Origin of the sequence: Aquimarina sp. MAR_2010_214 (genome assembly GCF_002846555.1) — a bacterium.
GTDB lineage: Bacteria > Bacteroidota > Bacteroidia > Flavobacteriales > Flavobacteriaceae > Aquimarina.
This window is the reverse complement of the sequence record NZ_PJMS01000001.1, coordinates 5,641,419-5,667,099: the sequence shown is the minus strand read 5'-3', so window position 1 is coordinate 5,667,099 and position 25,681 is coordinate 5,641,419. Positions and strand designations below refer to the sequence as shown.

Below are 25,681 nucleotides of genomic sequence, written 5' to 3'. Positions count from 1 at the left end.
TCAACCTGACTTGAGATTGATAAATGAAGAATTCAGAATTACAAATATTCGTAATTCAAAAATCAAAAAAGAAATGTTAGCAGAAAAGACCATAGCAAAAGAAACATTACAAAAAGCATTCATGACACTCTGTACCGCTAAGTCGATGACAGAGTTGTATGAAGAAAACTTTAAGACTGTTTCTAAATATGTACATGCGACCTCAAGAGGACATGAAGCAATCCAAATAGCTACAGCAATGCAGTTATTACCTCAGGATTATGCGTTCCCATATTATAGAGATGATTCGATGTTACTGGGAATAGGAATGCGACCTTATGATTTGATGTTGCAATTGTTGGCTAAAAAAGATGATCCATTTTCTGGAGGTAGAACGTATTATTCACACCCTAGTTTACGTGATGAGGATAAACCAAAAATTCCGCACCAATCATCAGCAACAGGAATGCAGGCAATACCTGCAACAGGAGTGGCAATGGGAATGCAATACAAAGAATTGGTAGGGATAGATCATGTTTCTGGAAACGATCCTGACAAGAGTGAGATAACAAAACCATCAGCGATGGATTCCGGCAAGAGTGAGATACTAGATGCACCTCTGGTGCTATGTTCTTTAGGAGATGCTTCGGTAACAGAAGGAGAGATTGCAGAAGCTTTTCAGATGGCTGCTTTAAAGCAGTTGCCGATTTTGTATTTGGTACAGGATAACGGATGGGATATTTCTGCAAATGAAGAGGAAACCCGTGCGCAAAATGCTTTTGAATATGCGGCAGGATTTAATGGATTAGAAGCTATTTCTATCGATGGGGCCAATTTTACCGAAAGTTACCTGGCGATACAAGAAGTAATCAAAACAATTAGAGAAGAAAGAAGACCGATTTTGGTGCATGCCAAAGTGCCTTTATTAAATCATCATACTTCGGGAGTACGAATGGAATGGTACCGTGATGACCTGGAAGAAGCTCGCTCTCGTGATCCATATCCAGTATTAAGAAATCAATTACTTTCATCTGGTTTTACAGAAGATGAGGTATTGGCTATCGAAGCAGAAGCAAAAGCAGTAGTAGCCAAAGATTTGGATGAAGCCATGAAGGCTGAAGATCCAAAGCCAGAGGATCTGTTTACTCATGATTTTGCTCCAACACCAATTACAGAAGAGAAAGGAGAACGATCTCCTGTTGATAAAGAAGAAGTGGTGATGGTGGATTGCGCTCTGTTTGCGGTAGAAGAATTAATGAAAGAGCACAAAGAGTGTTTACTATATGGCCAGGATGTAGGAGGAAGATTAGGAGGTGTTTTTAGAGAAGCGGCTACGTTGGCGCAAAAATTTGGAGATGAGCGTGTATTTAATACTCCTATTCAGGAAGCCTTTATTGTTGGTTCTACTGTTGGGATGTCTGCAGTTGGATTAAAACCTATTGTAGAAGTACAATTTGCCGATTATATCTGGCCTGGGTTAAACCAATTATTTACAGAGGTGAGTAGGTCATGTTATTTGTCTAATGGGAAATGGCCGGTATCGATGATTCTGCGAGTTCCGATTGGAGCATATGGTAGTGGAGGACCTTATCATTCTTCTTCTGTTGAATCTGTAGTAACTAATATTCGAGGTATTAAGATAGCATATCCAAGTAATGGAGCTGATCTTAAAGGATTGATGAAAGCTGCATATCACGACCCAAATCCTGTAGTTATTTTGGAACACAAGGGATTGTATTGGTCCAAAGTAAAAGGAACTGATGCTGCCAGAACTATAGAGCCATCAGAAGATTATATTTTACCTTTTGGGAAAGCTAATGCTGTACAACGCATATGGGCACAAGAAGAAAAAGAGACTATGACTATCGTAACCTACGGAATGGGAGTACATTGGGCTCTTAATGCTACAAAGGATATGAAAGAAGTAGTTGAGGTTATTGATTTACGCACATTATACCCTCTTGATGAGGAAACCATAATGGAATCGGTAAAGAAAACAAAGAAATGCCTTGTTGTAACCGAAGAGCCAACCAATAACTCTTTTGCAAGAGCATTATCAGGTAAGATCCAGGAAGAATGTTTTAGATCTTTGGATGCCCCTGTAATGACAATTGGGTCAGAAAATATGCCAGCTATTCCTTTGAACAGCACACTTGAGCAAACAATGATTCCTTCTACAGAAAAGGTAAAAGAGAAGATAATGGAATTATTAGCATATTGATTTTACTCAAATAGACCAGATTAAAATGAAAAACCTGAATTTTAACTTAAAATTCAGGTTTTCATTTTTTTAAATAGCTATATATTATTTAGAAATTCTATATGGTTTTAGTTCTTCAAAGAAGATATCATCATTAGGAACATCAAAATCCATACTTTTTATCTTTAGGTTATTATCCGTATTAAATTTTACTGTTCCGAAACTAAACCAGGCATGTTTTTTATCCCATACAATTTCCCAAACATCATGATGCCAGTGTCGTAGTGTGGCAGATAAATCAGGAGTGTGCTCAAATTTCATGCGTAACTGGTCTTTTTCTAACGAGATTTTAATTTTTCCGTAGATATCAGACATATAATCTCCTGCTATTTTAGTTAGTGCGACAGATGGTTTGGTGTTTAGTTCTCTTTTTTCTTTTCTTTTAGAGATTCGAGTATCTTTTTTACCACTGTTACTTGCTTTTTCTAATAGTTTGGCAGACCAATCGATAGATGTTGTACCCAAAAATTGATCTAAAGCGTGGTAAGTTGCAGCTCTAATTGGGCTTTTCATACCATTGGTGAGTATTACAACTCCTAGATTTTCATCAGGAATTAAAGTAACTGCTGTAATCATACCATCAAACCCTCCTGTATGAGCAACACTAAGCCTTCCTTGATAATCACTTAATCCCCATCCTAATCCATAGCCACTAAAATGCTTATTGAAATCATTTTTTGAAGTGTGATCTACTCTATAATTATTATGAGGTGTCCAGATTATATTTCTGGTATTTTTGGTAAGTAAGGTATCTTGATTTATACGACCATGGTTTAGATTAAAGATCATCCATTTAGAAACATCTTTTACACTAGAAATAAGCCCACCCATAGCTCCTATTTCTTCCCAATCTACCCAGTCAATAGGGATGTTCTTATCATTAGTACGACCATGAGGAGTAGCATAGTTTTTCTTTGTCCCGAGTTTTTTGTAAGATGTTATGGTTCTATCCATTCCCAGAGGGTTCAGGATCCGTTCTTTTACATTTTCTCCCCAACTTTTTCCGGTTACTTTTTTTATAATTTCTCCTGCAGTGATATACATCACATTAGAATAGCCAAATCCAGACCTGAAATCATAATTTTTAGGAAGGTGTTTAACTCTCTTTATAATTTCTTCTGATGTTAGGTTTGCTTTATACCAGATCACATCACCACTAAATGTACCCAGTCCAACACGATGGCTTAATATATCTCTAATCGTAACTTCATTACTTACCCATGGATCATAGAGTGCAAAATAAGGGAGATGTTTCTTTACTTTATCATCCCAATTTAGCTTTCCTTCCTGAACAAGCATCCCAATAATGGTAGCAGTAAAGGCTTTAGAATTAGATGCGATAGCATATAAAGTATTTTCATCTGGTTTTTCGTTTTTTCCATTCTCTTTTACTCCGTAACTACCACTGAAAATCAGTTTTCCATCTTTAACAATTCCAATAGAAGCACTAGGAATATCCCAATCTTTTACCATTTTTGCATAGTATTCATCTAGCTTTTTAAGATCAACAGTAGTTTTTGTTTGACCCAATATATTCGTTGTAGAAATTAGGAATACTATAAATAGCAGCAATAGTTTTTTCATGATATTAATTTTAGATAATGCTTTGTGTGTTTCAAAAAGTAAATATAGTTTATTTAGTGTGATATGAGAAGTACCAGGCTAGTTTCAGAATACCATTCAAAAATAATCAGATAATACAATAGATTTCTCTAATTAAGACCATATTGGTTGTATGTATACTACTGTTTTAATAATTTTCTAAACGCTTCAGCATCTCCATTAAATATATCATAATCTACTTTGCCTTTAATACCTTCTAATTTTTTTAGATCAGTACGTTGCCAGAAGGTCCAACCTTTATTTTTCCATGTTTCGGGAAGTTTTGGCTTTTCTTTTGTGTATTCTGCAATCCACAATTTATATTTTGAAAAATCGGGATGGTCAAGATACTTAATGCCAAAAAATAGATTAGTATAAATAATTGGAGATACCCCTAATTTTTTTTCTACCATTTGCAGCCAAAGTAAAGTGTTTTCTTGATATTCTTTTATAGTAATAGGAGCATTGATACCCAGTTTTTCTAAATCTAGAACTGGAGGTAAATCTCCAGGCTCTAATTGCCCTACAGCTGATATAAAATTTTGCACTTGTATTTTGGGGTCATCACTGGTTTGATAAAAATGATAAGCTCCTCTGTAAATACACTTGCTTTTTGCAGCTGCTCGATTAGATTTGAACTTTGGGTCTATGAAATCAGCACCTTCTGAAGCTTTGATATAAACATAATTAACATTATCTTTCTTAATATCATTCCATTTGATATCACCTTGGAAATGAGAAACATCCATTCCTGAAATAGAAGGATCTGTTTCTAGTCTTTGATTTTCTGAATTACACAAATTGTTTTTATCTGTTGCACAAGAAAGTAGTACTAACAATAGTATAAATAGTTGAATGGTAATTTTTTTCATGAATTCTATTGGTTAAGTCTTAAGAGTATTTAATTGTATGAAGTTTTAAATTGCTATGAATTATTGGTTAGGTCATTACTAAGTTTTTTTAAATTTTCCTCTTGAGCCTCTTTGATTTTAGTTAACCCGGAAAAATGAAAGAATTTTTTGAGTAAGAAACTCATGAGATAAAAGTATAATAGTGGTAAAATAAGAAAAAGAACAATGAGATTACTAATCATATTTATGATAAGTTTCATCAATTCTTTTTTACCTTCTTTTAAAATTTCAAAAGCTTCAGAAAACCCTTCTCCTACATCCACACTAACATCTTCAACTTTATCAACAACTGCATCTTCAACTTTTTTAAAGATACCTATACGCTTATGACCTTTTTCTTTAGCTTTCTCTAATTGTCTTTCTTTTCGAGCTTCTTGTTTTGATTTAATGTGTTTTCTCTTTGCTTCATATTTATTTTTAATAGACGAAAGATGTTCATGTAAGGAAGAACCAAGGTCTAATTCCATAATATCAGACACGTAGTGTATTCCATTAACATATAAAGAAAGCCCTGGGTTGATGAGAAATGCTATAATAAGTAATTTTAAAGCTACTTTTTTAAATTTTTCAAAGAATATACCAATAAGAAAAAACGCAGGAAGTAATTTGAGCAATAATGATTTACTCATATTTATCAATATGATTTGAACCGCGATTACAATATTAGCAAAGGTTAAATAATTAATTGCTCGTGTAAAAATATCAGAAAGCTCTGTTGCCAGCCCTCCCACTAAGAGAATACCCGAATTGTCAATACCTGTAGTAATACTTTTTAATTCCATGGCAAGGCCAAGGCCTAGCATCATATCCCCATTAATATCAGATAAAAAATCAATAGCTGGTGATACTAATATGTTACTACACCCTAAAGTGATAATAATCAAAGAGATGATAATAATCCAGGTTTTATCATTTTTAATTAGATTGGATAGTGTTTGGTTGATATCCATAAGGTTGCTAAAGTTGGTTTGTTTTTTGTGTAATTTAAAGGTAGATAATTTTTGAAATAAATTATGTAAGTATTTATACGTGATTATGGCAGAAATATATATAGCATGTATAGAAAAAGACACGCTAATATAACCCTATGATTCTCTATAGTTTTGATATGATTTAAGCGATGTTTTTAATATTTAAATAAAAAAACATTCGTAATAATGTCTATGTTTCTTGAAGTAAGTACTCTTTAATAAATGTTCACGAATTAATAAATCATCAATATGAGAATTAGTACGATTATTACGATCCTATTAAGTATAGCTCTATTACCATCCTGCTCATTTAGAAAACAAGAGGGTATTTCTTCTGACCCAATTGATGCCAAAGTATCTAAACTAATATCAAGTATGACTTTGGAGGAAAAAATTGGTCAAATGACTCAAATTACAATCACTGCACTGGAAAAAGAAGGAGAGCCAGGGATACTTGATAAAAATAAATTAAGAGAGGCAATTCATAAGTATAAGATAGGTTCAATACTTAATACACCTAATCCTGGAGCTCCAAAACCAAAAAGGTGGAATGCGATTTTAAATGAGATTTTGGCCGAAACTAATCAAACTGATAAAAAAATTCCGATAATTTATGGAATAGATGCTATTCATGGAGCAAGTTATACAGATGGAGCTGTTTTATTTCCTCAACAAATTGGTATGGCTGCAACATGGGATGCTGAATTGGTAGAAAAATGTACCGCAATTGCAGCTTATGAGACCAGAGCATCTTCAATACCCTGGGTTTTTTCACCTGATCTGGATTTACCTCGACATCCAGCCTGGTCAAGACTATGGGAATCTTTTGGTGAAGATACTTATTTGTCTTCACAAATGGCTGCAGCTATGGTAAAAGGTTTTCAGGGGGATGATGTTGGTGCTTCTGATAAAGTAGCTACCTGCCTTAAACATTATATTGGATATGGTAGTACAACTACAGGAAAAGACAGGACCCCAAGTATTATTCCTGAGAGAGTACTTAGACAGCATGATTTACCAATATATGAGAAAAGTATAAATGCAGGAGCCAAAAGTATTATGATTAGCTCTGGAGAGATTAATGGCATTCCTGTGCATGCTAGTAAAAAAATGATAACAGAAATTCTAAAAGACGAATTAGATTTTAAAGGCTTTGTTGTAACCGATTGGCAAGATATAATTTACTTACATACGCGTCATAAGGTAGCTTCTACTATGCGTGAAGCTGTTAAAAAATCAGTTATGGCAGGAGTTGACATGAGTATGGTGCCAGATAATTACTCATTTTTTGAAGAATTGTTTTCTTTAGTGAGTGATGGTGAAGTACCTATGTCTAGAATTGATGATGCTGTAAGCAGAATTTTGAGAGTCAAATTTGAATTAGATTTATTTAGAACACCAGTTACAGACCCTAAAGATTATCCGGATTTTGGTTCTCCTTCTTCAGTAGCCATGTCGTATATCGCCGCATCCCAGTCTATTACGTTACTAAAAAATACAGATAAAATACTTCCTATTTCTAAAGAAAGTAAGGTGTTAATAACTGGGCCAACTGCGAATAGTATGAAATATCTTAATGGAGGATGGTCATATACATGGCAAGGAGAAAAAAGTGATGAATATGCAAACGATAAGCTTACAATTTTAGAAGCATTTAAAAATAAAATAGGAGAGCAAAATGTAACATATACTCCTGGAGTATCTATTTTTGAAGAGATTGATATTGCCAAATCTGTTTCACTTACTAATAATGCAGATTACATAATTTTATGTTTGGGAGAGCATAATTATACAGAAACTCCTGGAGATATTAACGATTTGATGATCACCGAACCTCAAATCAAATTAGCTCAGGCGTTAGCTAAGCTAAATAAACCGATTATACTAATTCTTAATGAAGGAAGACCAAGAATCATAAGTCAGTTTGAAAATGATATGAATGCTGTTTTACAATGTTATCTCCCTGGAAATGAAGGAGCACGTGCCTTGATCGATATTGTTTATGGAGATATAAACCCAAGTGGGAAATTACCTTATAATTATCCCAGATACGCAAATTCTCTGCAAAAATATAATAGAAAATATACAGAAAGTTTAGGAGATACAGAGCAAAATGATGATGCTGATTATCAAAAGAGTTATAATCCACAGTATGAGTTTGGTTATGGATTATCGTACACAACTTTTAGCTATAAAAATTTGAACATAGATAAAATATTTATGAGTAAAGAAGACTCTATTCAAATAACTATCGATGTTCAAAATAGCGGAATAAGAACAGGGAAGGAAGTAGTACAGCTTTATCTAAAAGATATGTTTGCTAGTATTACACCAGAGGTGAAAACCCTAAAAAGATTTAGAAAAATAGAGCTTCAACCTGGAGAAATAAAAACAGTTTCATTTATGATTGGAATTGATGATTTAAAATTTGTTAATGAAAATAATGAATGGGTTGCAGAAAGCGGGGAATTTGAGGTTATGATTGGACCTCTTTCTAAAAAAATAGTACTGGAAAAAGAGCTAAAAGAACCATGAATATTTTCTTAGGATTATTCTTTTGTTTTTTAGTGTTAAATTAACATTCTTAAATGGTCAGGAAATAAATTATTTATTTAAGAATTTATGAACCCTTAAACTATTTTAAATGCAATCCGTTAAAACTATAGATTCTATATTGTGGACAAAAGTTAAATTAGGGGATTTAGACGCTTTTAATCAACTATATGATAGGTATATAGATGCACTTTATGAATTTGGTATTCAACATACCAACGATACAGACTATGTTAAAGATTGTATCCATGATCTATTTTTAGACATCTATAAATACCGTAAAAAACTTTCTGATGTAGATAATGTAAAATATTATCTTTTTAAATCTTTGAAAAGAAAGATCAATAGAAAATTTAAATCAAAGCTTAGTCTATTCTCAACAGAAGAGAAAAAAAATGAAATTAGATCTGAATACAAATCAATAGAAGAAATTATTATTCAGTCAGAAAATTCCTTAGAAATTGAAGCAAAACTTTCTATTGCTTTAACCTCTCTTTCTAGCAGGCAACGGAAAGGGTTATCCTTAAAATTTGATGAAAAAAAATCATACGAAGAGATTTCTGCAATCATGGGGATTTCTATAGAATCAGTGCGTACACTTATTTACAGGGCAGTGAAAAAATTAAGAAATGAGATTTAGATTTCAATGAAAATCAAAAAAAACAATAATTTTTTGTCTATGTTTTTTGATTTTGATGCTTTTATAGTTTGATAGGGTACTGAATTTGTTATTTCACCTTAAAACTTTTACCAAATACTATGGTGTAATAATTTACTAAGTAAAAAGTACAAAAAAATAATTGATATTAAAATCTTCCTAAAAATGCTAACTGAAGAAGAGAAAAAACTTTTAAAAAATAAAATAAATGCGTCTGTTACCGAATATTATAATAAAAGGAAAAAGAGAAGGCTAGTATACTATTATATAAGTGTTGCTGCAGCGATTACAATTATGTTCTTTTCTATTAAGTATACGAATACCTATCAAAACTCTTCAGCATTAAAAAATTATGTTGATGTTACAGGTACTAATATTGATAAAGACGGAGATGTGAAGTTAGTTTTAAATGATAAAGAGGAAGTTCAAATTACAGAAGAAGCACCAAGCATTACGTATTCTAGCTCTGGTGGAGAAGTAACTGTAAATAATTCTAAAATAGTAGAACAATCGTTAGAGAATACGTTTAATACGATTATTGTTCCTTATGGAAAGAGAATCAAAATTACACTTTCTGAAGGCACAAAAGTATGGCTTAATTCGGGTTCTAGACTTACATATCCAGTTGTGTTTAATGGAGATAAAAGAGAAGTTCACCTTATAGGAGAAGCTATTTTTGATGTAATGCATAATAATAAGCAGCCATTCTATGTTGTTACTGATGATTATGATATTAAAGTTTTGGGTACAGTATTTAATGTAAGCAGTTATAGTGATGATGATTATACGAGTACAGCACTAGAAAGAGGTAGTGTAATGATAAAATATAAAGGGAGTTCTTTTTTTTGGAAATCAAGCATGAAAATAACACCAGGAACACTTGCTATATATAATAACAAAACCAAAAAGATGAGTAGTAACAGAGTTGATGTTACTAAATATATGTCATGGCGGGACGGTAAATTTATATTCAAAAAGCAAAGAATGGATGTGATAGTTAAAAAGCTTTCTCGATATTATAATGTTACAATTTTGATAGAGAGTGAAGAACTTAAAAAACAGACTTTTTCTGGACATCTGGATTTAAAAGATAGTGTAGAAAAGGTAATGGAAGTCCTTAAACAATCAACAGATTTGAGATATAAAAATGAAAATGGAAAATTTGTAATTAACTAAAAACATCAATCGTATGATATGAAATAACCCTATAATTTATTACAAAAAAAGCCAGAAAATGTTGCCGCATTTTCTGACCTAAATCAAATATTGCGATATCGCAATACTTAATGCATAAAAAACAAAATTATGAATAAAAAAGTTAACGATGTTTCTTTTTTGTCTAAAAAGAAGGAATTCAATTTTCTATTAATCATTATGAGAGTTTTTATTTTATCCCTGTGTTTTGGCTTAACAAGTGTATATGCACATAACTCTTATTCACAAACTAAGCTGGATATTGACTTAAAAAATGGAACCCTTGAAGAACTATTTGGTCAAATTCATTCTCAAAGCGAATTTATATTTTTTTATAAGGATGATATTGTAAAAACAAATACAAAGATTACATTACTTCTTAAGCAATCTACTATAGCTGAAATATTGAATAAAGTATTTCAAAAAACAGATCTTGCTTATAAGATAATTGATCGACAAATAGTAATATCCAAGCAAAAAAAAGAGTTAAACGCGAAAACGTCTTCAAAACCAAAGCTCCCTCTACAGGATATACTAACAGGTAAAGTTACCACTGCCATTGGTGAACCATTACCAGGGGCAAGTATTATTATAAAAGGAACAAATAGAGGTACTCAGACCGATTTTGATGGTTATTATAAATTGGAAGTTACTAATGGAGAATCTTTAGTGTTTTCTTATTTAGGATTTAGTAATCAAGAGGTTATTTATTCTGGTCAACCTAAATTAGATATTACATTGATTGAAGATGCAGGCGAATTAGGAGAAGTAATTGTTGTAGGGTATGGAACTAGAGCAAAAAGTCTAATTACGGGAGCAATTTCTAGTATTGGTTTTAAACAAATAGAAAATTCATCCAACCAGCGTATGGAGCAGGTTTTGCAAGGTAGAGTATCGGGTGTAACGGTTGTTTCTTCATCAGGAGCTCCTGGTTCAGGGGCAAAAGTTAGGATTCGTGGTACAGGCTCTAACGGAAATTCTGATCCTCTTTACATAGTTGATGGTATGAAAGTTTCAAACTTAGAGAATATTGCTCCAAGTGATATAGCAAATATAGAGGTGTTAAAAGATGCGGCATCTTCAGCAATTTATGGTACTCAAGGCGCAAATGGTGTTGTGATTATCACTACAAAACAAGGTAGAAAAGGCCAACCAGTCATTAATTACAATTCACAAGTTGGGATCCAAACTTTGAGAACTAAAATGGAGCTAATGAACGCTTCTCAATTTGTAACATATTCGAATGAAGCAGGCAATACTACCGTAGTAAATAATGGAATTGATACCGATTGGATTGGTGAAACTTTTCAAGATGCATTTATTCAGAAACATGATCTCAGCTTTTCAGGAGGATCAGAACGATCAACGTATTTTCTATCTGGGTCTTTTCTAGACCAGGATGGTATAGTAGGTAAAAATAATTCGTCATATAAAAGATATACGTTAAGAGCAAATCTTAAGAGTGATATAAAAGATTGGCTAGAAGTAGGGGCTAATATTGTGTACTCTAATACAGGTCAAGCTCCAATTACAGAAGACGACTCTTATAATGGAGTTGTAAATCATGTATTATTAATTGATCCGTTAACCCCTGTAACATACAATGGTTCATTGCCTCCAAGAGCACTTACGGGTGTTGAGAATGGAACTGCAATGCTTGATCAAAATGGAAATGTATATGGATATCCTACATATTCTACAGGAGAGGTAATCAACCCTGTGGCATCCTCAAATTATATTTTTAGAGGAGGAATAGACACTGATAGAGTTTTACTCTCTGTTAAAGGCAAGATAAAGTTATCAGATGATTTATCATTTACTTCAAGATTTGGTTATGAAAGATCTAATTCATTCGATACCAGATGGACACCTATATATTATGTTACTAGTGAGGCAAGTAATTCTATTGTGACTTTAAAGCATGCAATAAGTAGAAATTCAAGATGGTTATGGGAGAATTTTGCAAGATATAATAAGAATTTGGGAGATCATAGTCTTACCGGTTTATTAGGATACTCTGCAGAGAAAATTAAGAACCCATATTATAATCTACAAGGAGCAGGTATTACAAGAGGAACAGATGATTTTGCATACTTTGATTTTTCTAACAGAGACAATGATATCATAGGAAATAACATATTTCAGAAAAATATGACTTCGGTTTTTGGAAGAATATCGTATGATTATTTAGATAAATACTTGTTAGAAGGATCATTACGATATGATAAATCAAGTGTTTTTCCTAAAAATGAAAAGGGAGGGTATTTTCCTGCAGTTTCTGTCGGTTGGGTTCTTTCTAAAGAAAATTTTTGGAATTCAAATAAGATTAATTACATCAAGTTACGGGGTAGTTGGGGACAGAACGGGAGTGATGCAAACTTATCAGGTAATGGAGATTTAGAATTCTGGCAAAATGTAGTTACCGATGTTGGAGTTATCCCAATAGTTTATGAAGGTATAAGTGGTACTCAAATTGGAGATTTGGCAAATCCCCAATTATTATGGGAACGTTCTGAACAAGTTGATATCGGTATTGATCTTAAAGCTTTAGATAATAAGTTTAATTTTTCAGTAGATTATTATAATAAAACTACCAGAGATTTGATTGTCTCTAATGGTAACATTATAGTACCCGGATCTGTAGGGAGAACATTAGGAGCAATTAATGCCGGTACGATTACCAATAAAGGCTTTGAATTTGAGATTGGTTATAATACGACTACCAGCGGAGGCCTGGATTATGGTATTAACCTTAATTTGTCTACGTTAAAAAATAATACTTCAGAAGTATCTATCGGAGGAGCATTAAATGGAGCATCAATCCCTGGGGCACCGATTACGCGATTTGAAGAAGGTTTTCCGGTATGGTATTTTTATGGATTTAAAACCGATGGTATTGACCCTCAGACAGGAGAAATTATTTTTGTTGATACCGATGGGGTTCCAGGTATTACTTCCAATGATAAAACTATGATTGGTTCACCACATCCAGATATATTGTTTGGAGGTAATATTAGTTTAGGGTATAAAAATTTTGACTTAAATGTATTACTTCAAGGAACATACGGAAATGATATTTTTGCAGGATATCACCAACCTTCTCGCCCAATCACTAATAAACCTATTGATTATTATAATAATAGATGGCAACAACCAGGTGATATAGCATCTTTTCCGGGAGCTGCTAATATCGCAGACGCATACAATACTGATCTTATGGTAGAAGATGGTTCTTACATGAGAATTAAGCAATTACAAATAGGATATAATTTTCCATTAAAAATTACAAATAAACTTAGCTTAGGAAAGTTTAGAGTTTATGTCTCCCTAGATGATTATTTTACGTTTACCAAGTATAATGGTTTAGATCCTGAAGCCGGGAGTTATGAAAATAATAGCCAAGGGATCGATAGAGGATTCTACCCAATACCTGGCAAAGCATTATTTGGTTTATCAGTAGGTTTTTAATGAATTTAATTATTTATAATCATGAAAAAATTAATTTTTATTACAATAGTAGCTTTTTGTGTGTCTTGTAGTGATGATTTCGTAAATATTGCTCCTGTTGGAGTATTAGATACCGCTACATATTTTGATACTGAAGAAAATGCAGATCAGGCAGTTATAGGTTTGTATGATCTTATGCAACACAATTATGGACTTAACTGGAACAGTGCGTATTTTGTAAAAATGTTACCAGGAGATGATGTTAATGCAGGGGGAGGAAGTTCTACAGATCAAAAGCAATTACAAGATATTGATGGTTATACAGATGTATCGATTGATAATATTTCAATTCAGAGCAATTGGGATTTGTTTTATCAAACAATTGCATTAGCAAATATTATTATTAATACTGTAGAAACAGGAAATTTAGATAACCGTGAATTAGTATTAGGAGAAGCAAAATTTATTAGAGCTTGGTGTTATTTTGAGTTAACCACAATGTGGGGAGATGTTCCCTTACGATTAAAAAAACCATCCAATATAAGCTCTGATGATTTTGCTTTACCTAAAAGTTCTAGAGCAAAAATCTATGAACAGGTAGAAAAGGATTTAGAAGATGCTATTACCGGTTTACCAGATAAAATATCAGTTTCTCAGCCATTTAGAGTTTCTAAAGGAGCGGCAAAAGCTCTTTTGGGCAAAGTATTCGTTTTTCAGGAGAAATATGCATTAGCAATTACTCAACTGTCGGATGTGATTTCAAATCCTGCTCATGATTTAGAAGATACTCCAGTAGATGTATGGACTACAGCAACAGAATTTGGCAAAGAATCACTCTTTGAATTAGGGTATATCTCTACTAATGGTTATGATTGGAGTAATTTTCCGTGGGATGGTCGCGCAGAAAGTAATATACATCAGCAATTAATGGGGCCAAGAGGAGATGGTTTTTTTGATGTAGAAGGATTAGGAATTCTAAATGGATGGGGATTTAATTTACCTACTTCTAAATTGATAGCAACTTTTGATGTAGCAGGAGACGTAGATCGAAAAATGGCTACAATAGCTACAGAAGCAGAGATTATTGCTGCAGGAGGTAGTGTGAATAATCCAGAGAATATTTGGGGTTATGAAGGAGCCATACGAATGAAATATGTAACTCGTTTATCCGAAACTGTTTCTAATGGAATATCAGAAGTAAACTATTCAGCCAATTGGAGGTTATTAAGATATGCTGAAGTTTTATTATTAGCAGCAGAAGCATATAATAAAAATGGACAAGATGATCTGGCATTAATTGAATTAAATAAGGTAAGAAATAGAGCTGGATTACCAAACCTTTCCGGAATATCTGGTAATGATTTATTTGAGGCAATTGTAGATGAGAAATTCTTAGAATTAGCACATGAAGGACAACGTTTTTGGGACTTAGTACGATGGGATAAAGCAGCAACTGAACTTGCCGGTACGGGATATACAACTAAAAATGATTTGTTTCCTATTCCTATGACCGAAATTCAATTGAATACAGCATTGTCAGTATCAGATCAAAACCCAGGATATTGAATTAGAGCCTGTAATTAGATTATAAAAACAGCATGCTTATACACACTGTTTTTATAGCATGATTAGACAATATAAACTACCATAAGTAAAACCCTGTTACTTTCATGTTTTGTAACAGGGTATTATACTATATCATTTATGAAAAATACGATGTCTGTCATTTTTACTTTGTACTCCTTTTGATTCTGGAGGGTATAAAAATTTACTCATAGCTGTAATATAATTAGATAGCCATTTTGTAATTATTTGTGATATTTTTCCTTTTATATTTTTTTCTTTGGTATTAGTAAGTTGTGCTTTCATAGTTATTATATTTTGATCTTTTATTTATGTTCCTCGCAGTGATTCATACTCAAGTGAATCAAGTTTTTTAATAGAATTTGAGTAATTCTCGATGCGCTTTTTTATTGTAGAATGTTTGTTTCTACAAGACCTATCAAGGTTATTCACTTTAACTAGTTTGATATAAGGAGTACTATTCATAACTTTTGGTTGTACAATGAGCTTTCCTGTTTTTTCGGGTTTAGATAAAAACCATTGTGGTACATCATTTTTCATAATTATTGTTTTTAATGATTACTAGACTTGATAAGATTATCTTATCATTTTTTATTTTTACTAAAGTATTATTGGTTGTGTGTTGTATTAGATAATCTATAAATTGATGGTGTTTAAACACTTGAGAAATACCGTATTCTTTGTGGTGTTTTACCAGAATATCTTCCAAAAATTTCTATCTTGCTTATCCAATCATAAGTATGAAATATGGATAGTATATCGACAATTATTTTAGCCCTTTCACTTATCATTATCATGCTTGGAATGGGGCTATCTCTGGTAATTGAGGATTTTAAAAGAATATTGATATACCCAAAAGCAATCCTATTAGGGTTGACTAATCAAATACTGATTTTACCAGTATTGGGATTTGCATTAGCATCTTTATTTCCCGTACAACCCGAGATTGCAATCGGAATTATGATATTAGCTGCATGTCCAGGTGGCCCCACGTCTAATTTAATATCTCATTTGGCAAAAGGAGACATAGCATTGTCTGTTACTCTTACTGCATTAAGTAGCTTTATCACTATTTTGACTATACCTTTTATTATAAATTTTGCACTTCTTCACTTTTTAGAAGAAGGGCAAATGATTAGATTGAATGTGATGACAACTATTATTCAGATATTGGTAATTACCATTATTCCTGTAAGTATTGGTATGTTAATTAGAAAATATAATGAACGGTTTGCCTTAAAAATGGCTAAACCCGTTCGGAGAGCTTCAGGGATTGTACTCATGCTTGTAATTGTAGGTATCGCAATTAAAGAAAAAGATAATATTGTACCTTACTTTCGGCAAGCGGGAGCAGTTGCTTTATGCCTAAATGTTATTACAATGATTGTGGGGTATTATTCTTCTAGATTATTTAATATTAAAGATAAAAGAGCCATTTCAATTGCAATTGAGTCAGGAATCCAAAATGGAACCTTAGCAATAACGATCGCTGTTGTTTTACTTAAAAATACTTCTTTTGCGGTTGCTCCAGCAGTATATAGCTTATTAATGTTTTTTACAGGTGGTATTGCTGTCTATATGGGTATTAAGAAAAGTTATACCCATGAAAACTAGTAGTATTAGTTTTCAATATGTCAATGAACTTGAACTATATCAATAAAAAAAGACGCCTTATTAGGGCGTCTTTCTTATATCTTATCTTGATTTGTTTATAAGTTTCTATCCTTATAATTATCTGTTGTATATAATAAAACACCTTTTATGTTCACTCCAGAACAATACCTCCTTTGTTTATTAAAAAGACAGGTTAACATAGGTTGTGAATTACTAGGTGTCATTTTTATTTTTTTAAGTTAAATGCGTACTATTGATATTAATCTAAGTTCGCAATTGTTTCGATGCAAAGATCAAAACATTTTTTTAATAAGCAAATATTTTTTCAAGTTATTTTACTGAAAATCAATTAGTTATGTTTAATTTGAAGCATAGGAATTCCTGTCCGTTTTTCAACAGATTTTGGATAATTGTAGCAATTGTCTGTCTCCCTGTTGCTTAGTTTCCAAATAGTATTTTTTATGTGCTAATTAATTTCTATGCATATGTTTAATTTTTTTATTGAGTTTATTTAGATTTTATTATTTTGAGAAGTGTTTCGACTAGATTTTATGTATTTATTTCGTTTTATATCAAAAAGATTCAATAAAAAAAGCGTCCAATTTCTTGGACGCTTGAGTTATATTTAGTTTTTATTTCAAATCACTTCAAAAAAATCAAAAATAGCTACATAGCATCCTGTTTTGCAGGGATAATGTATTTATCCTACAATATCTACATTGTTTATACAATGTTTTTGGATTAATATGCAGTTTGTTATTTCTCATCTTGTTATGCAAATATTAATAGTTTTTCAGCTGTTTTCCAAATATTTACTGAAATTAAATTTGTTTCACATCTATTTTTTGATGTCTGGTAATCTATTTGGTTTTTTGGTTTGACAATGAAAAGTTTGTGCTTTTTGTGCTAATTCTTCACAAGGTGTGAAATATTATATTTTTTGATCACTCCAAACATTTTCACGCGAGTAATAATAATTTTCTGCCCAAGATGCGCCATAGGATATTAATAAAGTAGCTGTTACTGCCATTTTTGAATCTGTTATTGTTTTTACAACATCTTTATAGATAAGGTAAATAGGCAAGGAATGTTCATGACCCGGATAGCTATCTAAGAGTTGAGTCATATTTAATTTAAAATCCAGTTCTCCTTCAGTAGTAGGTATTAGTTTTAATTCTTTGCAGCTATCATGATCCCTTGTCGATGCTTACGATTACCCACCAGATACATTTTGGTACTCTTGGTACAGAAATTCTGACCTAAAAGAAATGACTAAATAAAGAGAAAAGAGCAGGCTTGTCAAAAAAAAAAGGCTAAGTTCTAATTAGAATATGTTTTATCTTTACTTTATAAAAACGGAGAAATGATACCAGAAGATTTTAGAGATTTTTTCATTAGTTCATCGGCTTTGGTTCAATCAGAAATTGTTTCCACATTATTGGAGATCTCTACTGAGGGTTCAGCCCTGATTGATAGCAATCAGAGTAAAGCCATAAGCTGTCCTCATTGTAAGTGCAATAAAATTAAGGCTAATGGTAAGCTCAAAGGAGTACAGCGCTATGTTTGTAATACTTGTCATAAAAACTTTAGTGAAACTACCGGTAAGTTCTGGTACAACCTCAAGAAGAAAGACAAAGTTAATCGTTATTTATTCTGTTTACTCTCTGGATATAGTATTCGCAAGAGTGCCAAAGAAACAGGGATTTCTATTCAGACTTCTTTTGATTGGAGGCACAAATTACTTGTCTCCTTTGGGAGCGTAAGTGTGGATGAATTCCAAGGAATCCTAGAGAGTGATGATCTTTTCTTTGCTTACTCTGAAAAAGGGAATCGAAATTTGGATCGTCCTGCTAGAAAACGTGGCGCAAAGGCAAGTAAAGCTGGTCTCAGTAATGAAAAAGTAGCTGTGATAGCCAGTTGTGACCGATCAGGGAACAAAGATTTCAAAGTAGCTACCAGAGGTCGCATTAGTAAAAGTGACTTGGAGACTATATTACAAGGGAAGTTGGCTAAAGTAGAAACCCTTTGTAGCGACAGTCACAGAAGCTATACTGCATTTGCAAAAGACAAGAAGGTAGCACACAAAAAATTTAATGCTTCGAAGGGTCAAAGAGCTGTTGACAAAATATATCACGTACAAAATGTGAATAATATGGATATGCGTCTAAGGAAATTTATGGAGCCCTTCAATGGAGTGGCAACAAAATACCTTCAGAATTATCTGAATTGGTTTTTAGTCTTAGAAAAAATAAAAAATTCAACCAGTAAAATGGCAACCGTAGCAGCTATAGCCTTTGCTTCCAATACTGCCTGGATGGAATTTAAAAACATAGTAGTAAATAATATGCTTTTTAGAACTTAGCCAAAAAAAATTGATAAATATCAAGGTTTGGGTTGATTAATTCGAGGATTTGAATGATGATAAGAGAGTATTTTTGAAACATCATTAACTGTAAACCTACACAAGATTATGAGAACCAGTAAAATGCTCTTATCTCTAATTTCATATAGTATCCCCTATTACTATTTCAAATTACTAATTGTAGAAAAAGGCAAAACCATATTAAACCTTTATAAGAGCCCTTAATACTCTTATAAAAGAATAAACTACATGTAGAGTAGGTGTGTAGTCTATATTGATGACTTATAATGCATTGGCAGTAAAGCTTTTATTTCGGAAAAAAGATAACGAACTAGGGGGTAGTCAAAATTAATACGTCATAATAAATAGACACAACCATTTTAATTAGTACTTATGAATACTCAAAAAACCACAAGTAATAAAACAAAAGTTATTATTCCCCGACCCCAATGTCTTTTTTGGACATAAAAGATTTTTCTCTTTTAAAATCTTAAGCTAATTTTTTTTAACACACAATCTTAATTAATTAAAACTCAACTCATGAAATCAAGGAAGAGTATATTCCTCCTTATTCCGTTTTTGTTGTTTTCGATATTCGTTAACGCACAAAATCAGAATGACCGAGAGAATATTAAAAAACAAACCAATTTACAAGCCCTACAACGGGTTATTAACAGATCTAATAATGCAAATAATGCCAATAGGGCTAAAGTTGCAAGTCAAAGAATGCCTCTTACAAAGACCACAAAAGACGGTCGGTTAGGGGTTTTTTATTCTTTTAATGAAAAAGGTGAAGCTATTTATGCTTATGATGATAATGTTGATGCTGCAGCTTCTGGACGTACAAATAAAATATGGACAGGTGGGGCATCAGGTCTTAATCTTACTGGAGCTGGCATCGAAATAGGTGTTTGGGAAAGTGGTTATGCCAGACCAACTCATCAGGAATTTGGAGGCAGAGCTTCTAATGGAGGTGATGGAGGATCTGTTACTAGCCATGGAACACATACAGGAGGTACATTAATTGCCAGTGGTACTGATGCAGCGGCTAGAGGAATGGCCTCTGGGGCAACTATAAAAAACTATACAGCTTCTGGGATGGTATCAGAAGCAGCTTCATTTGCTGCTGCCGGAGGAATCTTAGCTAATAATTCCAATACCCCAAGCGGCTCTGCAGGTGTTTATGACGCTACTGCACGTGATATGGATGAAGTTACCTATAATGCTCCATTTTATCTGCATTGTAAATCTGCAGGAAATAGTGGAAATAATTATGGTATAGTAAAAACTAACCAGCTTGCAAAGAATTTACTGGTTGTCGGAAATTGTAATGATGTGCTAAACTATACAGGACCTTCTTCTGTAAGTATGTCTTCATCTAGTTCTTATGGCCCTTCTGATGACTGGAGAATTAAACCAGATATTACTAATAATGGTACTACTGTATATTCTTCTAATAATGCAAATGATACAGATTATACTACTAAGAGTGGTACTTCGATGTCGACTCCTGCCACAGCAGGTACTATTGCCTTGTTACAGGAACACTATAAAAATATCAACGGAGTATACATGAGAGCTGCTACAGCTAAAGGATTGATTATTGATACTGCTGATGAAATGGGAGCCAATGATGGTCCTGATTTTGCAAGTGGATGGGGTTTGATTAATGCAGAAAGGGCTGCTCAGGTAATCAGTAATAATGGCAGTGCATCTGTTATGGATGAATTAACGCTAAATAATGGAAGTACATATACCAGAACTATCATTTCTGACGGATCTACCCCATTAGCTTTGACTATAGTATGGAATGATCCTGCTGGTGCGATTGGTTCAGGAAATACACCTGTATTGGTAAATGACCTGGATGTTCGTGTAACCGGAAATGGGAATACATATTCTCCTTGGGTAATGGTACCTAATGGAAGCTTTAATAATTATAGTGATGCTGCTCAAAAAGGAGATAATTTTAGAGATAATGTAGAAAAAATAGATGCAGTTTTAGCGGCAGGAACCTATACGGTTACGGTAACTCATAAAGGTACTTTGACTAATGGTTCGCAAGATTTTTCTCTTGTAGCTAGTGGTGTTAGTACTACTGTTGTAGTTGATAATGAAGCACCAAGTGTACCTACAAACGTAACAGCTTCTAATATTGGTTCAACAACTGTTGATCTTAGTTGGACGGCTTCAACAGATAACATTGGTGTTAGCGTATACGAAGTATTTCAAGGAAACACTAGTATCGGTACATCTACTACTACAAGCTTTAGTGTTACTGGTCTTACCGCTTCAACATCATATAGTTTTAGAGTAAAAGCCAAAGATGCTGCAGGAAATGTGTCAGGAAATAGTAGTACTGTTAATGTTTCCACCACAGCTACTCCGGCATGTGCTGGGATTAATAGCTTTCCCTATAGTGAAAGTTTTGAAGGTAACGTAGGTGCTTGGGTACAAGAAACGAGTGATGATATTGATTGGACAGTAGATAGCAGCGGAACACCTTCTTCAACTACAGGGCCATCTTCGGCAACAAATGGTAGTAGTTATATCTATACCGAAGCCTCAGGAAACGGAAATGGATTTCCAAATAAGGTTGCACTTTTAACCAGTCCTTGTATTGATCTTTCTAATCAGCCAAGCTCAGAACTTAGTTTTGATTATCATATGTATGGATCTAATATGGGAACTTTAGAAATTAGAGTTTCTACAGATGATGGAGCCACATGGACTAGTGCTTGGAGTTTGACAGGTGATCAGGGTAATAATTGGAATTCTCAGGTAGTAAGTTTATCTAGCTATGGAGGTAGTGTGATAAAACTACAGTTAAAAGGTACTACGGGACCAGATTATAGAAGTGATATGGCAATCGATAATGTAAAGATCATTTCTGCAACACTCGATACACAAGCACCAAGTACTCCAGCAAGTTTAGCAGCTTCTAATATTGGCGCAACAACAGCTGATTTATCCTGGACTGCTTCTACAGATAATGTTGGGGTTACCGAATATGAGATTTTTCAGAGAGGTAGTAGTATAGGAACATCTGCAACAACTAGTTTTAGTGTTACTGGTCTTACCGCTTCAACATCATATAGTTTTAAGGTAAAAGCTAAAGATGCAGCAGGTAATGTATCAGCAAACAGCAATGTTGCTAATGTCACTACTACAGCTACTCCGGCATGTGCTGGGATTAATAGTTTTCCATATAGTGAGAGTTTTGAAGGTAATGTAGGTGTTTGGGTACAAGAAACGGGTGACGATATTAACTGGACAGTAGATAGTGGAGGAACACCTTCTTCAAGTACAGGGCCATCTTCGGCAACAAATGGTAGTAGTTATATCTATACCGAAGCCTCAGGAAATGGAAATGGATTTCCAAATAAGGTTGCACTTTTAACCAGTCCTTGTATTGATCTTTCTAATCAGCCAAGCTCAGAACTTAGTTTTGATTATCATATGTATGGATCTAATATGGGAACTTTAGAAATTAGAGTTTCTACAGATGATGGAGCCACATGGACTAGTGCTTGGAGTTTGACAGGTGATCAGGGTAATAATTGGAATTCTCAGGTAGTAAGTTTATCTAGCTATGGAGGTAGTGTGATAAAACTACAGTTAAAAGGTACTACGGGACCAGATTATAGAAGTGATATGGCAATCGATAATGTAAAGATCATTTCTGCAACACTCGATACACAGGCACCAAGTACTCCAGCAAGTTTAGCAGCTTCTAATATTGGCGCAACAACAGCTGATTTATCCTGGACTGCTTCTACAGATAATGTAGGCGTTACCGAATATGAGATTTTTCAGGGAGGTAGTAGTATAGGAACATCTGCAACAACTAGTTTTAGTGTTACCGGTCTTACAGCTTCAACAGCATATAGTTTTACGGTAAAAGCTAAAGATGCAGCAGGTAATGTATCAGGAAACAGTAATGTTGCTAATGTCACTACTACAGACACTCCAGCATGTGCTGGGATTAATAGTTTTCCATATAGTGAGAGTTTTGAGTCTGATTTAGGAGTTTGGACCAACGCTACAGGTGATGATATTGATTGGACTCGAGATTCAGGAGGTACTCCATCAAATGCTACTGGTCCGGCAAGCGGACAGGATGGTTCTTTCTATCTGTATACCGAAGCTTCGACCAATGTCACTCCACCAGGTAGCCCAAATAAAGTGGCTTTATTAAATAGTCCTTGTATAGACCTAACAGGAGTTCCTAATGGATCACTGGAATTCGGATACCATATGCAAGGAACTGCTATGGGGAATATGGAAGTTTTAGCAAGTACAGATAATGGAGTTACTTATACTTCTATATGGTCAAAGAATGGTAGTCAAGGAGATGTTTGGAACCAAGCTACAGTTGCACTTACTTCTTATGCTGGATCTGTAATCAAGTTACAATTCAAAGCAACGACGGGATCAGGATGGAGTAGTGATATGGCAATCGATAATGTGAAGATTATTTCTATCGTTCCAGATACACAAGCACCAACGGTACCTGCAAATTTAACAGCTTCTAATATTGCTAATACATCAGCAGATCTTAGTTGGGACGCTTCGACAGACAATACTGGCGTTACAGGATATGATATATATCAGGATGGAACAAGTATTGGTTCATCAACAAGTACTACATATAGTGTTAGTGGTCTTACAGCCAATACTACATATAGTTTTACTGTAAAGGCTAAAGATGCTGCAGGCAATGTATCTGGCAGTAGTAACGCTGCTAATGTTAAGACAACGAATGTTGTTCAATATACTTTAACGACCAATACAACAGGACAAGGAACAGTAAGTGGAGGAGGAACCTATAACTCAGGAACATCTGTAACGGTTACAGCTACTGCTGCATCAGGATGGGATTTTAGCGGGTGGTCTGGTGCTCTATCAGGCAATACGAATCCGACATCTATCTCGATGAGTTCTGATAAGACCGTAACAGCGACCTTTACTGAAGCTCCTGTTATCAGTACTTCAACAGAAAAGTATCGATTAACCTGGAGAGGTAATACGTCTACCACTATGGTTGTAGGATGGAATCAGGTACGAGGAACGAATCCTGTGGTACATTACGGTACTACAGATTTTGGTAGTAATGCTGCATCATATCCGCTTAGTAAAACTGTAGATAGAACGGTTTCTAGTAAAGGAATGAGTAATAATTATGCTAGATTAACAGGACTTCAGGCAGATACTGCTTATTATTTTGTGATCAAGGATAGTGAAGGAGTTTCTAAAAGATTCTGGTTTAAGACTGCGCCTAGTGATCCTAATACCCGTTTATCAATTGTAGCAGGAGGAGATTCTCGAAACAATCGTACTCCAAGACAAAATGCTAATAAACTTGTTGCCAAGATCAGACCACATGCTGTACTCTTTGGTGGAGATATGACAAGTTCTTCATCGAGTTCTCAATGGCAAAACTGGTTTGAAGACTGGCAATTAACTATTGGTTCTGATGGAAGGATGATTCCTGTTGTTGCCGCACGAGGTAATCATGAGAAATCGAATGATATCAGAGATCTTTTTGATATTCCTACCGCAGCTGGAGGAGAATACTATGCGTTGAGTTTTGGAGGTAGTTTGATGAGAACCTATACCTTAAACACAGAGGTAACCCCAGCAGGTACACAAGGAACTTGGTTAGCTAATGATTTAACGTCTAACTCTGCTAATCACACATGGGCAGTAGCACAGTATCATAGAGCAACCAGACCTCATGAGCCTGGTAAATCAGAACAAAATGATCAGTATGAAGCATGGTCTAAACCTTTTTACACTCATGCTGTACAATTGGTGATGGAGAGTGATTCTCACGTAGTGAAACGTACCTGGCCAATCAAACCATCAACAGCTACCGGAAGTGATGAAGGGTTTGTGAGAGTAGATTCAGATCCAAAGAGAGCTATCTATGTTGGAGAAGGATGTTGGGGAGCTCCCTTACGTAATGCTTCTGATACTAAGAACTGGACAAGAGCAGCGGGATCGTTTAACCAGTTTAAGTGGTTATGGATCGATAAAAACAAGATAGAACTTAGAACCATTAAAGTAGATAATGCGAGTAGTGTTGGACAATTAAGTGACAACAACTTGTTTGTTTTACCTACCAATATTGATGTTTGGAACCCTACAGGAGGTAGTGTTGTGACTGTCGATAATCCGCATACGGTAAGAGCTGTTGCTCAACGAAGTAATACTTCATTGACAGGTGACAACAGTGTTGTAGAGAAGAAACTGGAAATTCATCCAAACCCAATAGAATCAGGTATGTTACACATCAAATATCCTGATTATGCTAAGGCCAACAGGTCGGAAGCAATCATTAGAGACATGTTTGGAAGGGTGGTTGATAAAGTGAACTTTAAATCAGAGACAACAACCTATGCCATTGATAAATTGAATGCCGGAGTATACTTCATTGTTATTAAAACAAGAAAAGGAGAGGTGAGTAAGAAATTTATTAAGAGATAAAATATCTTTCTTACTTTTATTAAACTGCCTGAACATAAGTTCAGGCAGTTTTTTTTA

At 34.0% G+C, this 25,681-nt stretch carries 15 protein-coding genes; 9 read left to right on the top strand and 6 right to left on the bottom strand.

The features are described 5' to 3' along the window. Positions 1-73: 73 nt before the first annotated feature. A complete protein-coding gene (locus tag ATE84_RS24455; protein ID WP_101451230.1) occupies positions 74-2,200 on the top strand; it encodes a thiamine pyrophosphate-dependent enzyme in 2,127 nt (708 codons plus the stop codon). An 84-nt stretch (positions 2,201-2,284) separates the two neighbouring features. Here the strand turns inward: ATE84_RS24455 and ATE84_RS24450 are convergent, their stop codons facing one another. From ATE84_RS24450 to ATE84_RS24440, 3 genes are all read right to left on the bottom strand, one after another. Beyond that, positions 2,285-3,823 carry a serine hydrolase gene (locus ATE84_RS24450; RefSeq protein WP_101450411.1) on the bottom strand — a complete coding sequence of 513 codons (1,539 nt, stop codon included), beginning with the start codon at positions 3,821-3,823 and terminating at the stop codon, positions 2,285-2,287. Positions 3,824-3,981: 158 nt separating this feature from the next. Continuing rightward, on the bottom strand, positions 3,982-4,713 hold the full coding sequence (locus ATE84_RS24445; RefSeq protein WP_101450410.1) for a glycoside hydrolase family 25 protein: 732 nt from the start codon (positions 4,711-4,713) through the stop codon (positions 3,982-3,984). A gap of 53 nt (positions 4,714-4,766) precedes the next feature. Continuing rightward, a complete protein-coding gene (locus ATE84_RS24440; RefSeq protein ID WP_143273704.1) occupies positions 4,767-5,702 on the bottom strand; it encodes a hypothetical protein in 936 nt (311 codons plus the stop codon). Positions 5,703-5,972: 270 nt separating this feature from the next. Here ATE84_RS24440 and ATE84_RS24435 point away from each other — a divergent pair, with 270 nt between their 5' ends. The 5 genes from ATE84_RS24435 to ATE84_RS24415 all read left to right on the top strand — a co-directional run bounded on the left by ATE84_RS24435 (position 5,973) and on the right by ATE84_RS24415 (position 15,141). Further along, a complete protein-coding gene (locus ATE84_RS24435) occupies positions 5,973-8,258 on the top strand; it encodes a glycoside hydrolase family 3 N-terminal domain-containing protein (protein ID WP_101450408.1) in 2,286 nt (761 codons plus the stop codon). 109 nt (positions 8,259-8,367) lie between these two features. Beyond that, positions 8,368-8,916, top strand: coding sequence for an RNA polymerase sigma factor (locus tag ATE84_RS24430; RefSeq protein WP_101450407.1), 549 nt, complete (start codon positions 8,368-8,370; stop codon positions 8,914-8,916). Between the two features lie 183 nt (positions 8,917-9,099). Next, positions 9,100-10,110: a FecR family protein gene (locus ATE84_RS24425; RefSeq protein WP_101450406.1), complete on the top strand. Its 1,011-nt coding sequence runs from the start codon at positions 9,100-9,102 to the stop codon at positions 10,108-10,110. 129 nt (positions 10,111-10,239) lie between these two features. Beyond that, positions 10,240-13,596 (top strand): TonB-dependent receptor, encoded by a 3,357-nt coding sequence (locus ATE84_RS24420; protein WP_101450405.1) that lies wholly within the window; start codon positions 10,240-10,242, stop codon positions 13,594-13,596. A gap of 21 nt (positions 13,597-13,617) precedes the next feature. Beyond that, entirely contained in the window at positions 13,618-15,141 is a 1,524-nt protein-coding gene (locus tag ATE84_RS24415) for a RagB/SusD family nutrient uptake outer membrane protein (RefSeq protein ID WP_101450404.1), read from the top strand. A gap of 132 nt (positions 15,142-15,273) precedes the next feature. Here the strand turns inward: ATE84_RS24415 and ATE84_RS26400 are convergent, their stop codons facing one another. Further along, positions 15,274-15,444, bottom strand: a complete 171-nt coding sequence (locus tag ATE84_RS26400) for a hypothetical protein (protein ID WP_158237331.1) — start codon at positions 15,442-15,444, stop codon at positions 15,274-15,276. A 24-nt stretch (positions 15,445-15,468) separates the two neighbouring features. Then, the gene (locus ATE84_RS24410; RefSeq protein ID WP_101450403.1) at positions 15,469-15,699 is read right to left on the bottom strand and encodes a hypothetical protein; all 231 of its coding nucleotides are present in this window, start codon (positions 15,697-15,699) and stop codon (positions 15,469-15,471) included. A 207-nt stretch (positions 15,700-15,906) separates the two neighbouring features. On the opposite strand from ATE84_RS24410, the gene ATE84_RS24400 reads away from it, so the two are divergent. Next, positions 15,907-16,773 (top strand): bile acid:sodium symporter family protein, encoded by an 867-nt coding sequence (locus tag ATE84_RS24400; protein WP_101450401.1) that lies wholly within the window; start codon positions 15,907-15,909, stop codon positions 16,771-16,773. Between the two features lie 931 nt (positions 16,774-17,704). Here ATE84_RS24400 and ATE84_RS26500 read toward each other — a convergent pair. Then, positions 17,705-17,899: a hypothetical protein gene (locus ATE84_RS26500; protein ID WP_199176909.1), complete on the bottom strand. Its 195-nt coding sequence runs from the start codon at positions 17,897-17,899 to the stop codon at positions 17,705-17,707. Between the two features lie 237 nt (positions 17,900-18,136). Here ATE84_RS26500 and ATE84_RS24390 point away from each other — a divergent pair, with 237 nt between their 5' ends. Then, positions 18,137-19,135: an IS1595 family transposase gene (locus tag ATE84_RS24390; protein WP_101444842.1), complete on the top strand. Its 999-nt coding sequence runs from the start codon at positions 18,137-18,139 to the stop codon at positions 19,133-19,135. Positions 19,136-19,675: 540 nt separating this feature from the next. Then, positions 19,676-25,624 carry a fibronectin type III domain-containing protein gene (locus tag ATE84_RS24385; RefSeq protein WP_101450400.1) on the top strand — a complete coding sequence of 1,983 codons (5,949 nt, stop codon included), beginning with the start codon at positions 19,676-19,678 and terminating at the stop codon, positions 25,622-25,624. The last annotated feature ends 57 nt before the right edge of the window (positions 25,625-25,681 follow it).